Source organism: Pseudomonas sp. 2 (assembly GCF_056627435.1).
The window spans coordinates 330,143-345,052 of record NZ_JBWXNG010000005.1; the positions used below are offsets into that span (position 1 = coordinate 330,143).

16 protein-coding genes are annotated in these 14,910 nt (G+C 62.3%); 13 read left to right on the forward strand and 3 right to left on the reverse strand.

The window, feature by feature from the left end:
* Positions 1-36: 36 nt before the first annotated feature.
* Positions 37-1,365 carry an OprD family porin gene (locus AC1MEK_RS11165; protein WP_480396336.1) on the reverse strand — a complete coding sequence of 443 codons (1,329 nt, stop codon included), beginning with the start codon at positions 1,363-1,365 and terminating at the stop codon, positions 37-39.
* Positions 1,366-2,151: 786 nt separating this feature from the next.
* Here AC1MEK_RS11165 and AC1MEK_RS11170 point away from each other — a divergent pair.
* The 8 genes from AC1MEK_RS11170 (at position 2,152) to AC1MEK_RS11205 (ending at position 7,602) form a co-directional block, all read left to right on the forward strand.
* Entirely contained in the window at positions 2,152-2,652 is a 501-nt protein-coding gene (locus AC1MEK_RS11170) for a tetratricopeptide repeat protein (protein ID WP_480396422.1), read from the forward strand.
* A gap of 62 nt (positions 2,653-2,714) precedes the next feature.
* The gene (locus AC1MEK_RS11175; protein WP_480396337.1) at positions 2,715-3,212 is read left to right on the forward strand and encodes an RNA polymerase sigma factor; all 498 of its coding nucleotides are present in this window, start codon (positions 2,715-2,717) and stop codon (positions 3,210-3,212) included.
* Positions 3,209-3,997, forward strand: a complete 789-nt coding sequence (locus tag AC1MEK_RS11180; RefSeq protein WP_480396338.1) for an anti-sigma factor family protein — start codon at positions 3,209-3,211, stop codon at positions 3,995-3,997. The genes AC1MEK_RS11175 and AC1MEK_RS11180 overlap by 4 nt, the downstream gene beginning before the upstream one ends.
* A gap of 138 nt (positions 3,998-4,135) precedes the next feature.
* Entirely contained in the window at positions 4,136-4,522 is a 387-nt protein-coding gene (copC, locus tag AC1MEK_RS11185; protein WP_480396339.1) for a copper homeostasis periplasmic binding protein CopC, read from the forward strand.
* A 4-nt stretch (positions 4,523-4,526) separates the two neighbouring features.
* Complete coding sequence (gene copD, locus AC1MEK_RS11190) at positions 4,527-5,399, forward strand: copper homeostasis membrane protein CopD (RefSeq protein ID WP_480396340.1); 873 nt, start codon at positions 4,527-4,529, stop codon at positions 5,397-5,399.
* An 84-nt stretch (positions 5,400-5,483) separates the two neighbouring features.
* On the forward strand, positions 5,484-6,620 hold the full coding sequence (gene ada, locus AC1MEK_RS11195) for a bifunctional DNA-binding transcriptional regulator/O6-methylguanine-DNA methyltransferase Ada (RefSeq protein ID WP_480396341.1): 1,137 nt from the start codon (positions 5,484-5,486) through the stop codon (positions 6,618-6,620).
* A gap of 50 nt (positions 6,621-6,670) precedes the next feature.
* Positions 6,671-7,120, forward strand: coding sequence for a type II RES/Xre toxin-antitoxin system antitoxin (gene parS, locus AC1MEK_RS11200; protein WP_480396342.1), 450 nt, complete (start codon positions 6,671-6,673; stop codon positions 7,118-7,120).
* Positions 7,120-7,602, forward strand: a complete 483-nt coding sequence (locus AC1MEK_RS11205; protein ID WP_480396343.1) for an RES family NAD+ phosphorylase — start codon at positions 7,120-7,122, stop codon at positions 7,600-7,602. Before parS ends, AC1MEK_RS11205 begins: the two co-directional genes overlap by 1 nt.
* On the opposite strand, the gene acuI is transcribed toward AC1MEK_RS11205, so the two are convergent.
* Positions 7,593-8,576, reverse strand: a complete 984-nt coding sequence (gene acuI / locus AC1MEK_RS11210) for an acrylyl-CoA reductase (NADPH) (RefSeq protein ID WP_480396344.1) — start codon at positions 8,574-8,576, stop codon at positions 7,593-7,595. The genes AC1MEK_RS11205 and acuI overlap by 10 nt on opposite strands.
* 60 nt (positions 8,577-8,636) lie before the next feature.
* Positions 8,637-9,275: an acrylate utilization transcriptional regulator AcuR gene (gene acuR / locus AC1MEK_RS11215; protein ID WP_480396345.1), complete on the reverse strand. Its 639-nt coding sequence runs from the start codon at positions 9,273-9,275 to the stop codon at positions 8,637-8,639.
* Between the two features lie 115 nt (positions 9,276-9,390).
* Between acuR and AC1MEK_RS11220 the strand changes: the two genes are divergently transcribed.
* The 5 genes from AC1MEK_RS11220 (at position 9,391) to AC1MEK_RS11240 (ending at position 14,894) form a co-directional block, all read left to right on the forward strand.
* Positions 9,391-10,473 carry an NAD(P)H-dependent flavin oxidoreductase gene (locus AC1MEK_RS11220; protein WP_480396346.1) on the forward strand — a complete coding sequence of 361 codons (1,083 nt, stop codon included), beginning with the start codon at positions 9,391-9,393 and terminating at the stop codon, positions 10,471-10,473.
* A 168-nt stretch (positions 10,474-10,641) separates the two neighbouring features.
* Entirely contained in the window at positions 10,642-11,409 is a 768-nt protein-coding gene (modA, locus tag AC1MEK_RS11225) for a molybdate ABC transporter substrate-binding protein (RefSeq protein WP_480396347.1), read from the forward strand.
* A complete protein-coding gene (gene modB, locus AC1MEK_RS11230; RefSeq protein ID WP_480396348.1) occupies positions 11,410-12,090 on the forward strand; it encodes a molybdate ABC transporter permease subunit in 681 nt (226 codons plus the stop codon).
* A gap of 3 nt (positions 12,091-12,093) precedes the next feature.
* Positions 12,094-13,182: a molybdenum ABC transporter ATP-binding protein gene (modC, locus tag AC1MEK_RS11235; RefSeq protein ID WP_480396349.1), complete on the forward strand. Its 1,089-nt coding sequence runs from the start codon at positions 12,094-12,096 to the stop codon at positions 13,180-13,182.
* Positions 13,183-13,835: 653 nt separating this feature from the next.
* On the forward strand, positions 13,836-14,894 hold the full coding sequence (locus tag AC1MEK_RS11240; RefSeq protein ID WP_480396350.1) for a DNA topoisomerase IB: 1,059 nt from the start codon (positions 13,836-13,838) through the stop codon (positions 14,892-14,894).
* Positions 14,895-14,910: the final 16 nt, after the last annotated feature.

A 14,910-nucleotide genomic window follows, 5' to 3' on the forward strand; every position in this document is an offset into this window, starting at 1 on the left:
CTCGCCTGGCGTTTTTTCATGCCTGAAAATCCTGAATCAGAACACGTTGATCGGGTAATCGGCGATCAGGCGCAGTTCGTTGTTATCGCCTTCGGCCTGATCGGCATTGGCCCGGTGGAACGACTGACGCAGACGCAGGGACAGGTCTTTGGCCGGACCTGCCTGAACCACGTACTTGGCTTCGATATCGGTTTCATGGTGTTTGCCGTCGTCGCCATAGCCATAGTTGACATACGTGCTGTTGGCCGGCATGTGCGAGCCGTCAATATTATCGCCGGTGATGTAACGCGCCATGAAACTCAGCCCAGGCACACCGTAACTGGCCATGTTCAAGTCATATCGGGCCTGCCAGGACTTCTCGCCCGGGCCGTTGAAGTCCGAGTATTGAACCGAGTTGGCGAGGAAAATCGAGTCGGCGGTGTCGCCCGGGCCGTTAATCCCGAAAGCCACATAATCGAAGGGGGTATCGCCGTGAACTTTCTGATAAGCCAGCGTCACGGTGTGCGCAGTCAGGAATGAATAAGCAGCCGCCAACGACCAGGTGGTGTTGCTGATATCGCCCGCTTTGGCGGAACCGGCATCATTGGTTCGATAGATATTGAAGTCGAAGTTCACCGACTGATCGCCGGTAATAGGCTGGGTGTAGTTGATATTGCCGTAGTACTGATCCCAGACATCCTTGAGATTGGAGCCATAAAGGCTGGCAGTCAGATTATCGTTGAACGTGTACTTGCCACCCGCGTAGTCAATGCTCGATGCAGTGACACCGGCATAGGATGCATAGATGTCGTGGTCGTGGTTGGTGGTGACAGGGCCGTTACCACCAGTGAAATGGCCACCGTCCAGCTCAAGACCGGCAATGTCGCTGCTCAGCAGATTGAAACCGGTTGCCGTTTGCGGAAACAGGCGTGAGCCACCGGCGGCGAACACCGGCGCAGCTGGCATCAGGTCGCCGTAGCGCAATTCGGTCTTGGAGATGCGCATCTTGATGGCACCGCCCGCCGTGCCGTATTCGTCTTCAGGATCGCCGTGTCGGTCCAGCGGCAGGTTACCGGTGCCCGCTGTCCCCGCACCGCCGTCAAGCTTGATGCCCCAGTAGCCATACGCATCAACACCAAATCCGACCGTACCCTGTGTGAACCCGGAACTGAAATTACCCAGTACGCCCTGGGTCCAGTCTTTGCGGTCGCTACCGCCGTTTTTGCCGTCACGATTGAAGTAATAGTTCTTCAAGTGCACGGTCAGGCTGCTGTCTTCGACGAATCCCTTGGCATCGGACTGATCGCTCACCACACCAGCGGCCGCCAGTTGACTGACGCCCAGCGATACCGCGAGCGTGACCAGATTCCATTTTACGAATGTCATTATTATCCCCTGTCTCAATTAAGGCCCAACGTTCCGCATACCCCGGACAACGGGGCATCCCCCTGAGTTCAGGCGAAGTTTGAAACGTGTGGAATACGCGCTATGGCAGATGGGCTAAATACAGCGGGCCGCATGAACAATCACGGCAGAACTACAGGCTTTCAGCCCATTTCATTATTGTTTCCCGAGGCGCTGGATGCCCCGATTTAGCGGGATTGCTCCCCCGACGCGAAAAACTTTTAGCATTTTTCCGCCAGGCGGTTGATAAATGAGAGGTGATAGTCACTATCGATCTTCGTAATAGTAAGTTCGATGGATCCAGTGTTACCGTTGTCGGCGATGAAGCACACGACTCAATGGCCTGATGAATCCGCAGCATCAGGCAATCGAATCATGCTCCACTTCATCATTCCTTTGGTAAGACTTTTTAGCCACCCCACGTCAAGTGCGGTGGCTTTTTTTATTTAAATAATTCTTCATGTTCATTGCACTATCCGGTTAATTCGTCGCCAACTAACATATTGCACTCCGCTGTTCAACCCTTGATATTTGCAGGATCAGGCAAGTTCAACTTCGCCCCCTCACACGGCCTACGCCTCCCCCACCTGCCCCCACTCGGCCTGCCGACCCTCTGCCGGGCGTGAAAAATACTTTGTCCCCTACCGAATAACCGCTCCCGCTGGCGTGTTCATCTGCTGACACTGCATCACTTCACGGAGCATCACACCCATGAGAACCCGCTACGAACGTGCTGTCGACTGCCGCACCTTGCTCACAGGCGCCTTGATGGCGCTGTTCCTGCTGACCGGACAGGCCTTTGCCTCGGGCGGCGGCGGTGACGACGAGGCGCCGCGCAAGCCCAACTGCCCCAAGGGCCAGGTGTGGGACAGCAAGACCCGGAAGTGCACGATGCAGACCAGCAAGGCGACCTCCGATGAGGACCGCACCGATTACGCATACCGCCTGGCCAAGGACGGGCGCTATGAAGAAGCCCTGGCGCTGCTCGATACGCTGAAAAATCCGGACACCGCCAAGGCGCTGAACTATCGTGGATATGCAACCCGCAAATTGGGCCGCACCGATGAAGGCATCGGCTATTACCTGAAATCCGTGGCGCTGGACCCCAACTACGCGCAAGTGCGCGAGTACCTGGGTGAGGCGTACGTGATCAAGGGCCGCGTGGACCTGGCCCAGGAGCAACTGGCCAGGATCGAAACGCTGTGCGGCAGAACGTGCGAAGAATACGAGGACTTGGCTCAGGCCATTAGCGCCGCACCCAAGACCTGACGGGCGAACTTGCGAGAAACCGGGAGGCCGCTATCGCTACAGACGCGGATATTCGCAGCGAATTGGGCCCGCTGTTGCCACGTCTGTGGCGCTATGGCCTGGTGTTGTCCAGACAAAAGCACCTGGCCGATGACCTCGTCCAGGCCACCTGCGTCCGGGCATTGGAGCGTGCCGATCAGTTCATGGCCGGCACCCGGCTGGATCGCTGGCTGTTGTCGATCATGCATTCGATCTGGCTCAACGAAATCCGCTCGCAGCGGGTGCGTCAGGGCCAGGGCTTCGTCGATGCCGAGCAGGAGCTTGCGTTCGATGGCGAAACCCAGGCGCAGGATCAGGTGCTGGCCGCGCAAGTGATCAAGCGCGTCAACGCCCTGCCCGAGGCGCAAAGGGAAACGGTCTTTCTGACGTATGTCGAAGGGCTTTCGTACAAAGAGGCTGCCGAGATCCTGCATATCCCGGTCGGCACAGTTATGAGTCGGCTGGCCGCTGCACGCTTGAAACTGGCTGAAACCGCAACACAACGCGCCATGTCGGATAAATCGACAGGAGAACGGCGATGACTTACAGCAACGCGCACTCACCACCTTCGGACGAATTGCTGGTGGCCTATCTGGACGACGAACTGGACCGCGATCAGCGCCAGGAAGTCGATCATTGGCTGCGCACCGATGCCCCCGTTGCCGCACGGCTGGACCAGCTCAAGTGCGGCGATCTGCCATTTAGCGATGCATTTGCCGCCATGCTCGACCAGGCGCCGACCGACCGGCTGCAAGCGATGCTCGATGCACTGCCGCCCGCTGCACCCGCTGCGCACCGGGCGACCATGAGCCGTCGGGGGTTCCTTGCGACTGCCGCCAGCTTCGTGGTGGCCGGCATCGCTGCGGACCGCCTGTTCCTCAACTGGCAAGCGGCCGAGCCCGATGACGGCTGGCGTGCCTCGGTGGCCGAATACATGGCGCTGTACACTCCGCAGACCCTGGAAAACCTCAATCTGGACGACAGCACTCACAGGGCTCAGCTCAGCTCGGTGGGCAACCAGTTGGGCCTGCCGCTGACACCCGCAGTGATCAGCCTGCCGGGCGCCGATTTCCGTCGGGCACAGATTCTCGACTACGAAGGCGTGCTGATCGGCCAGTTGACCTACCTGGACCCGCGCCACGGCCCGCTGGCACTGTGCATCACCACCAACAACGGTGGCAACGACACGCTGAGCAGCGAAGAACGCTCCGGGATGCATGTGGTGTATTGGTCCAGCCGCACCCACGCGTTCATGATCGTGGGCAGAAACCCTTACGAGGACTTGCGCATCATGGCCCGCAGCGCGCAGAAGGCGCTGCCCGCCTGAATGACAAATGAGGTGTCCGACTGGAGTCGGCAGGCCGTTTCTGGTCTAGTAGCGCTCGCATTTTCGAGAATCGATGCCTGTCGGTTCCTGTCATGAACGTTGCTGCAAAAAGCTGCCGCACAACCAAAGGTGCCTCTGATGTCTGCCCATCGCCTGAAACACGCCCTCTCCTGCCTTTCTCTGCTGGCCTGCCTGACCACGACCCAGGCGTTTGCCCATGCCCACCTGGAAAGCCAGTTGCCCGCCGCCGACAGCGAAGTGAGTTCCCCGAAAGAGCTGCGCCTGAACTTCTCCGAAGGCGTGGAGGAGAAATTCACCAAGGTCGCCATCAGCCTCGACGGCCCGGGCGAAAGCACCGAAATCATCCAGACCCAGAGCGTCAGCACCGATCCTGCCAACAAAAAAGTGCTGATCGTCATCCCCGCCGTGCCGCTGGCGCCGGGCAAGTACAAGGTCGAATGGCACGCCGTGTCGGTCGACACCCACAAGAGCGAAGGCGTGTACCGCTTCAAGGTGACGCCATAACGCCATGCATGAAGGATTGATCCTGTGCCGATTCGTGCATTTCGGCGCAGTGCTCCTGCTATTCGGCATCGGCCTGTTCCGTCACGCCCTGTTCACTGCCGCGCTGCGCCCGTTCGAGGCCGCTCCCGCCAGCCGGCGTCTGGATCGGGCGCTGGGCCTGATCGCGGGCGTCGCGCTGCTCAGCGCGCTGGGCTGGCTAGTGCTCACTGCGGCCAACATGACCGACAGCTGGCGCGACGCGCTGGATGCACAAACACTGACCCTGGTGCTGACTCACACCTTCTTCGGCCACATCTGGATCGCGCATTTGTTGCTGAATGTGGCAGTGGTGCTGTGCGCGTTGATCTGCGGACGCAACCGGCCTGGGCTGCAACTGCTATTGGCCACCTTGCTGTTGGTGACGCTGGCGCCGGTCGGCCATGGCGCGATGTTCGACGGCACCCGGGGCCAGTTGTTGATCGCCAATCAGATGCTGCATCTGCTCGGCGTCGCCACCTGGCTTGGCGGGTTGGCGATGCTGGCCACGCTGTTGCTCGGCCCGAACAGCGTAGACATGGGCGCGTTGCTTTCGCGCTTCAGCGGCATCGGTTACGGTCTGGTGGCGCTGATCGTCGTCACCGGGATGATCAACGTCCGCGCCTTGAGCGGCGCGATCTGGCCGGCGCCTGCGCTGTCAGGCTTTGGCCTGGTGCTGGGGGCCAAGGTTGCGATGGTGTTGTGCATGCTGGCGCTGGCCGGGATCAATCGTCAGTTGGCGCGCAGTTCTGTGCTGAATCTGTCCTGGCTCAGGGTCAGCGTGTTGCTCGAATGCCTGTTTGGCGCGCTGGCGCTGGGCGCGGTGTCGCTGCTGGGCACCCTGCCGCCGATGCTGGCCTGAATTTGAGCGCAAGACTCGGAGTTTCCACACCCGCAATCAGCGCTAACCTGTGGCACATCAGGACAAAGGCGGAGAACAGCGGTCATGGCGTGTAACAAATTACCGGCGACAGCGAACGCCAAACGCACGGCCGAGCAGCATGACGATCCGCGCTGGGCGGCTGTCGTGGCGCGCGATGCTGCGGCAGATCAGCAGTTTGTCTACGCGGTGCGCACCACCGGGATCTACTGCCGCCCCGGCAGCGTGTCACGCCTGCCGCGCCCGGAGAACGTGGTGTTCTTCGACAGTGCCGAGCAGGCCGAAGCCGCCGGTTTTCGCCCCAGCAAACGCGCAGTTGCCGACCAGAGCCACCTGGCACGCCAGCACGCGGCCTTGGTGGAACAGGTATGCCGGCAGATCACCCAGGCCGAGCAACCGCCCAGCCTGCATGAACTGGCCCAACACGTGAACATGAGCCCTTGGCACTTGCATCGCGTGTTCAAGGCCGTCACCGGCCTGACCCCCAAGGCCTGGGCCAACGCCCACCGGGCCGGCAAAGTGCGCAGCCGGCTGGCTGAGCCCGACACCGAGTCCGGGACCATCACCGACGTCATGTACGACGCGGGTTTCAACTCCAACAGCCGCTTCTACGCGTCCAGCGCGAAGCTCTTGGGCATGAAGCCTTCCGACTACCGCAAAGGCGGCTGCAACGCCGACATCTACTTTGCCGTGGGCGAGTGTTTTCTCGGCTCCATCCTGGTCGCGCAAAGCCAGCGTGGGGTTTGCGCCATCCTGCTGGGCGACGACCCCGATCAACTGGTACAGGATCTTCAGAAACAATTTCACAGCGCGAGGTTGATTGGCGGCGACGCCCGGTTCGAGCGCCTGATCGCCCAAGTGGTCGGCTTCATCGAAGCCCCCGGCATCGGACTGGACTTGCCGCTGGACCTGCAAGGCACGGCGTTTCAACAGCGCGTGTGGCAGGCATTGGCGCTGATTCCACCCGGCACGACGGTCAGCTACGCCGAAATCGCCCAGCGCATCGGCGCACCCAAATCCTTCCGCGCCGTGGCCCAGGCCTGTGGCGCCAACCACCTGGCTGTCGCCATTCCCTGCCATCGCGTGGTGCGGAGCGACGGCGGCCTGTCGGGCTACCGCTGGGGTGCTGAACGCAAGCGCCAGTTGCTTGATCGGGAAGCCCGGGAAAATGCCTGTAACAGCTTGGCGCTTGAGAAACCGTGACAGCGGCGTAACGTCTCCAACCCTTGATAGCCGAATCGAGGAACACGGACGTGCCAGCCATTTCTCCATCCGCGAACAGTGATGCCAGCTCGGCCTTCTGGCTGATTGCCGACCAACTCAACACCCGCAACGACACCGAACGCCTGGCCTACATGCGCACAGGCTTCCCGCCAGCCTGGGTCAAGGCGGTGCGCAATGCCTTTCACCTGAGCAACAGCCAACTCGAAGCGCTGCTCAGCAGCTCGGTCTCCACCCTCGAACGGCGTCAACGCCAACACCGCCCGCTGGACCTCGTCGGCTCGGAGCGACTTGCCCGGGTGGCTGCGGTGGCAGTGCGTGCGGCGGTAATCTTCGGCAGCCAGGCCGCCGCGCAACGCTGGATGATCACCCCCAACCGGGCATTGGGCGAGCAGATCCCCATCAATCTGTGCGCCACTGAAATCGGCGGCACTCAGGTGCATCGGGTGCTCGCGGCGCTGGAACACGGCGGGGTTTGCTGATGCAGGCCTGGAAAGTCGGCAAGGCCGCACAGATCGAAGACCTCACCGGGGCCGGCCCGGCAAAATCGGGCGGGCGCTGGAACCATCCCGACCACCCGGCCCTCTACCTGAGCCTCAGCCCCGCCGCAGCGGCATTGGAGCGGGTATTGCTCGCCGGTGAAATACCTCGCCCCCCGCTCCTGCTCATGCACCTGCAATTGCCGGAAGATCCGGCGCTGTACCGGGAAGTCCCGCCCGAGCAACTGCCCGCCGGCTGGAATGCCCTGCCAGCGGACCAGGCCAGTATGGATTTCGGCACGCGCTGGCTCGAAGGCGGCGAGCAACTGGGCCTGATTCTGCCGTCGCTGGCGATGGAGCAGACGCACTGCCTGATCATCAACCCTCTGCATCCGGCCGCTGGCGAGATTCGCATCCTGCGCATCGACGATATAGACCCTGGCAAGCAGGCATCCGCCGCCACCACGCCTGGGACTCAGCGTTGAAGGTCGACCACCACGCGGCCACGCACCTCGCCGTTCATCAGCTGCGCGGCGGTTTCGATCACCTCGTCCAGGCCGATTTCCCGTGTAATCAGCGCCAGCGCATCGCGATCCAGGTCAGTGGCCAGACGCGCCCAGGCCTCGATGCGGTCCTTGCGCGGACGCATCACGCTGTCGATGCCGGCCAGCGTCACGCCGCGCAGAATGAACGGCGCAACGGAGGCAGGAAACTCCATGCCCTGAGCCAGGCCGCAGGCCGCCACCACGCCCCAGTAGCGGGTGCTGGCGCAGATATTGGCCAGGGTGTGGCTGCCCACCGAGTCGATTGCGCCAGCCCAACGCTCTTTGCCCAGAGGGCGGCCGGGTTCGGAGAGCGTATTGCGATCGATGATTTCGGCAGCGCCCAGCTGCCTGAGGTAGTCGCTCTGCTCCAGGCGGCCGGTGGACGCCACCACCCGATAACCGAGCCGCGCCAGAATGGCGATGGCGAAACTGCCCACGCCGCCATTGGCGCCGGTGACGAGAATCTCCCCCGAATCCCGGGTCACGCCGTTTTTCTCCAGCGCCATGACCGCCAGCATCGCGGTGTAACCCGCCGTGCCGATCGCCATGGCCTGAGAGGCGCTAAACGCCTCGGGCAGCGGGATCAGCCATTTACCTTCAAGGCGCGCCCGTTGCGCAAGGCCACCCCAATGCCCTTCACCCACGCCCCAGCCATTGAGCAGGACCTGATCGCCGGGCCTGAAATCCGGGTCGCTGCTCTGCTCCACCGTCCCGGCCAGATCGACGCCCGGCACCATCGGAAACCTGCGCACGATCGGCCCCTTGTTGGTGATCGCCAGCGCGTCCTTGTAATTGAGCGTGCTGTAGGCCACGCGCACTGTCACATCACCGGGCGGCAACTGGGCATCATCGATGGCCGTCAGTTTCACGTGGTAACCCGCGTCGTCTTTGTCGATCAGAATCCCGTTGAACATGCCGAGCCTCCATTTAGACCGGTCGTCTATAAACAAGCGTCGAAAAACACCCGCCCGGTATCAGCGCGGCAACCCGCGCAGAAACCCGGCGATGAAGGTGTTGAGTGGGGTGTCACTTTGAACCAGCCGCGCGCGCAATACCGCGCCTTCCCAGCCGATCCAGAAATACGCGGCAAGCTCCGCGCAATCAGCGTTGCGCGGCAGTTCGCCGGCCTGTTTTGCAGCGTCGAAGCACGCGCTCAAGCGCCGTTGCCAGTCCAGGAATACGGTTTCCAGGGCATCACGAAAACCTTCCGGCAATACGCTGACTTCCTGGCCCATGTTGCCCACCAGACAACCTCGGCGGAACCCGTAGCGGGCCATGCTGGCCTTGGAGTGCTGGACGAAACCGACCAGACGCTCCAGCGGCGACAGCGCTTCATCGAGCAGCCAGCGATCAAGACGCCGGGCGAAATAACCGGCGTAGCTGTCCAGCACGGCCAGGCCATAGACTTCCTTGCTGGCGAAATAGTGATAGAACGAGCCCTTGGGCACGCCGATACGCCTGAGAATGCTGTCGATGCCGGTGGCCATGAAGCCTTGCTCGGTCAGCACTTCGACCCCGCAGCGGATCAGCGCTTCACGGGTGTCGAAGTCGTCAGGCCGGGCGATTTTCGGCGGACGGCCCGGGCGTCTGGGTTTTGCGATCATTTCATTCATGGGGTTGCATATTAGACCGACCGTCTATTAAATCAACCGAAATGTTTCCTGATATTGAGAGCGCGTCTGCCACTGCTCTCGCGATGTCTTTCCCCTGCCTATGGAGAACCTGCCCATGATCGCCTGGCCCGACACCCGCCTCCTCAAGCTGTTTGGTATCGAAGTGCCCATTCTGCTCGCCCCCATGGCCGGCGCCGCAGGATCCGGGCTGGCCATCGCGGTGGGCAACGCAGGCGGCCTGCCCTCACTGCCATGCGCCATGCTCAGCCATGAACAGATTCGAGAAGAGGTTGCGCTGATTCGCGCCGGCACCCGCGCACCGCTGAACCTGAACTTCTTCAGCCATCAGAATCCGGAAGCAGACCCGGCAGCCGATCAGGCCTGGAAAGAACTGCTCAAGCCTTATTACCTGGAGCTGGGTGCGGACTTCGACGCACCGACGCCGAAGTCCAACCGTGCGCCCTTCGACGAAGCCAGCTGTGCGCTGGTCGAAGAGCTCAAGCCAGAAGTCGTCAGTTTCCATTTCGGCCTGCCATCCGAGGATTTCGTGCGCCGGGTCAAGGCGACCGGTGCCAAAGTCATCTCCTCAGCCACCACGGTGGATGAAGCCATCTGGCTGGAGCAGCGCGGCTGTGACGCGATCATCGCCATGGGCAGCGAAGCCGGCGGGCATCGCGGCATGTTCCTCAGCGATCAATTGCACACCCAAGTCGGCACCATGGCGCTGGTACCGCAGATCGCCGATGCCGTGAAAGTGCCGGTGATCGCCGCAGGCGGCATCGCCGACAGTCGCGGCATCGCTGCGGCCTTCATGCTCGGCGCATCGGCAGTGCAATTGGGCACCACCTACCTGTTCAGCCCTGAAGCCAAGGTATCAATGCTGCACAAAGCCGCACTCGCCAGCGCCAAGGACAGCCAGACCGCGATCACCAACCTGTTCACCGGGCGCCCGGCACGGGGCATCGTCAACCGCATCATGAGCGAAATCGGGCCGATCAACCCGCAGGCGCCGGCCTTCCCTACCGCTGGCGGCGCGTTGATGCCGCTGCGGGCCAAGGCCGAGCCTCAGGGCAACCCTGGCTTCATGAATCTGTGGGCGGGGCAGGCTGTCGGCATCAAGCACCAGTTACCTGCAGAACAACTGACTCGCCAACTGGCCGTGCAGACCCTGGAGAAACTCGGCGGCCTGCGCAGTTGATTGCCGGCGCAACTGATTGAATGCGCAGCAGAACAGGCTTCCTTGAAGTGATGACACGCTATATATTCCGGTGCATAGCGTTTGGCCGCTACTGGTGATCGGGTATCCGTGACCGGGTTTCGCGCCGACATGAGTCATCACTTCAAAAAAACAACACGGAGCTGTTCCATGCGCGTCACATCCCTTCGCACGACCCTGACATCCCTCACGCTGGCTTTCGCAGCCCTGTCGGCCAGCAGCGCTTTCGCTGATGAAGTCCAGGTGGCCGTGGCCGCCAACTTCACCGCGCCGATCCAGGCCATCGCCAAGGACTTCGAAAAGGACACCGGCCACAAGCTGGTGGCCTCGTTCGGCGCCACCGGCCAGTTCTACACCCAGATCAAGAACGGCGCGCCGTTCGAAGTGTTCCTGGCCGCTGACGACACCACCCCGGCCAAGCTGGAAAGCGAGAACGAGATCGTCAAGGGCTCACGCTTCACCTACGCCGTCGGCACCCTGGCGCTGTGGTCGGCCAGGGAAGGTTATGTCGATGACAAGGGCGCTGTGCTGAAGAAAAACGAGTACCAGCACCTGTCGATCGCCAACCCGAAAGCCGCGCCGTACGGTTTGGCCGCGACCCAGGTACTGGACAAACTGGGCCTGACCGACGCCACCAAGGCCAAGATCGTTGAAGGCCAGAGCATCGCCCAGGCCTATCAGTTCGTGCAGACCGGCAACGCCGAGCTGGGCTTCGTCGCCCTGTCGCAAGTGTTCAAGGACGGCAAGCTGACGGGCGGTTCGGCCTGGATCGTACCAGCCAACCTGCATGAGCCAATCAAGCAAGACGCGGTGATCCTCAACAAAGGCAAGGACAACGCTGCCGCCAAGGCGCTGATGGAATACCTCAAGGGCCCGAAAGCCGCTGCCGTGATCAAGTCGTTCGGATACCAGCTGTAAATGCCGCTGGACAGTGCCGACCTCGCCGCGATCTGGCTGACGCTGAAACTGGCGTCGCTGACCACCGTGATCCTGCTGATCGTCGGCACACCCATTGCGCTGTGGCTGGCGCACACCCGGTCCTGGCTCAAGGGACCGGTTGGCGCGGTGGTGGCATTGCCTCTGGTGCTGCCGCCCACCGTGATCGGTTTCTATCTGTTGCTGATGCTCGGGCCTAACGGTGCGCTGGGGCAGTTCACCCAGAGCATCGGCCTGGGCACGCTGACGTTCAGCTTCACGGGGCTGGTGATCGGCTCGGTGCTGTACTCGATGCCGTTTGTGGTCCAGCCGCTGCAGAACGCCTTCGTCGCCATTGGCCCGCGTCCACTTGAAGTGGCTGCAACCTTGCGTGCGAGCCCTTGGGATACGTTCTTCTCGGTGGTGCTGCCACTGGCGCGCCCCGGTTTCATCACCGGCGCGATCCTGGGCTTTGCCCACACCGTGGGCGAGTTCGGGGTGGTACTGATGATCGGCGGCAACATTCCGCAAAAAACCCGGGTGGTTTCGACGCAGATCTACAACCACGTCGAATCCCTGGAATACACCCAAGCGCACTGGCTGGCCGGCGCCATGCTGGTGTTCTCCTTCCTGGTTCTGTTGGCGCTCTACTCCAGCGGCAAGACCAAATCGGCCTGGAGTTGACCCATGAACACGGCACTCGAAGTACGCCTGAAGGTGGACTTCCCCGAATTCTGCGTAGATGTCGAGCTGAACCTGCCCGGACGCGGCGTCACCGCGCTGTACGGGCATTCCGGCTCCGGCAAGACCACCTGCCTGCGCTGCATCGCGGGGCTGGAAAAAGCCTCCCAGGCGTTTATCCGGGTCAATGGCGAGGTCTGGCAGGACAGCGACAACGGCATCTTTCTACCGACCCACAAGCGCCCGCTCGGCTACGTGTTTCAGGAAGCCAGCCTGTTCCCGCACCTGACCGTGCGCAGCAATCTGGAATTCGGCCTCAAGCGCATCGCGGCCAGTGAACGCAAGGTCAAGCTCGAACAGGCCAGCAGCCTGCTGGGCATCGATCATCTTCTGGAGCGCCAGCCGGACAAGCTCTCCGGCGGCGAGCGTCAGCGCGTCGGCATCGCCCGCGCCTTGCTCACCAGCCCTCGCCTGCTGCTGCTCGACGAGCCGCTGGCGGCACTGGATGCGCCGCGCAAGCGGGAGATCCTGCCGTATCTGGAGCGGCTGCACGACGAGCTGGACATCCCCATGCTCTACGTCAGCCACTCTCAGGACGAGGTCGCTCGGCTGGCCGATCATCTGGTCTTGCTCAGCAACGGCAAGGCACTGGCCAGTGCACCGATCGGCGAAACCCTGGCGCGGCTGGACCTGCCATTGGCGATGGACGACGACGCCGGGGTGATCGTCGAAGGCACGGTGAATGCCTACGACGATGCCTACCAGTTGCTGACGGTCAATCTGCCGGGCAGCGATCTTGCGATCCGCGTGGCCCACGCCCCTCTGCAAGGCGGCAAACCGCTGCGCCTGAAGGTCCAGGCGCGGGATGTCAGCCTGACCCTGGAGCCTGACAGCCAAAGCAGCATTCTCAATCGCCTGCCGGTGACCGTGATCAGCGAAGCCAACGCCGACAATGCCGCTCATGTACTGGTGCGGCTGGACGCCCAGGGCACTCCGCTGCTGGCGCGCATCACCCGCTATTCGCGGGATCAGTTGCGGCTGCATCCGGGGCAGCGTCTGTGGGCGCAGATCAAGTCGGTGGCGTTGCTGGCGTAGCGACACGCCCTCCCGCCCTGGGTCGCGTCCGACCGAAGCGGCAGTAGCACCAGGCGATCGGGCCGTGTCAGACTAATCGCGTACGAATGGAGAGCAAGATCAAAGGCGCTCTTCCTAACGTCAGATCTGTTTCGACTTCGTCGAGTTACTTGGAAAAGACACCCAAGTAACCAAGGTGTCCTGCTCCTGGTTTGGGTCCTCCTTCGTCGGACTACCTTCACTCCGGCCTCGCTCCGTGGGCCCGGCGCGAAAGGGCCATCCATGGCCCACGCGCCTCTCGCGACATCCTGTCGCTCGTCCCACTCCGCGAGACCTCCGTTCAGCCTGCACCCAAGTCGCGTTTGGCGGCGTCTGGGCTATTGCGCACGAAAATCAAAAGCCAGATCAAAAGCGACCGGCTAACGTGATCGCCCAGCTAACGCCGTCCCCGTAGCAGTCCGGCTTGCCGGCGTCCTGGCGCGCAGCGGCAGTAAAACCATCCGTCTTGGCCGTGTCAGGCACACCGCATGCACAGGGTTTGCTGCCGCTGCGCACCAGACCGCCGGCAAGCCGGACTGCTACGAGGGAATCGTCGATCTCGGGAGAAAAAGATAATCGGCACTGCCGAGCGGCATCATGGTCAATGCAAGGACCAGCCCCGGAGATTGCCACCCATGCCCGATGCCACCTTGATCGAGGACCTGCCCAAGGATCTGCACTACGTCGACGACAGCCAGCCGGGCCTGACACGCAAGATCCTGCGCGGCAAATTCGTCTATTTCGATACACGCGGCGAACGCATTCGCGACGAAGCCGAAATCAAGCGCATCAACGCACTGGTCATCCCGCCCGCCTACACCGATGTGTGGATCTGCGCCGACCCGCGCGGCCACTTGCAGGCCACCGGCCGCGATGCCCGGGGGCGCAAGCAGTACCGCTACCACCCGCGCTGGCGCGAGGTGCGCGACGAGAACAAGTACTCGCGCATGATCGCCTTCGGCCTGGTCCTGCCCAAGGTGCGCAAGCAATTGGAAGCGCAGTTGGCCATGCCCGGCATGGGTCGGGAGAAGATCATGGCGGCGGTGGTCTCGCTGCTGGACCAGACGCTGATCCGCATCGGCAACAGCCAGTACGCCCGCGACAACCGCTCCTACGGCCTGACGACCCTGCGCAACAAGCACGTCGATGTGCATGGCAACAAGATCCTGTTCGAGTTTCGCGGCAAGAGCGGCGTCGAGCATCGGGTCAGTGTTACCGATCGCCGCCTGGCCAACATCATCAAGCGCTGCATGGAGCTGCCTGGGCAGAACCTGTTCCAGTATCTGGACGCCGACGGTGAGCGTCACAGCGTCAGTTCATCGGACATCAACCAGTACCTGCACAACCTGACCGGCGCGGACTTCACCGCCAAGGACTACCGCACCTGGGCCGGCAGCGCCATGGCTCTGGCCACCTTGCGCAAGCTGGACTGGGAACCGGAGGCCGACGCAAAAAAACACATCGTTGCCATGGTCAAGGAGGTCGCGCGCCTGCTGGGCAACACCCCGGCGGTCTGTCGCAAGTGCTACATCCATCCGGCGGTGCTGGAGGCGTTCGTGGTCGGGGAACTGGCTAAACTGCCTCGCTCGCGCCAACGCAAGGGCCTGCGCCTGGAAGAAGCGGCGCTGGCGGGTTTTCTCAAGGGTCTACAGGCCGCCGAAGCCCTGCGCGAGGTGGCCGAAAAGAAAACATGAGCCTGCAACCCGCAGC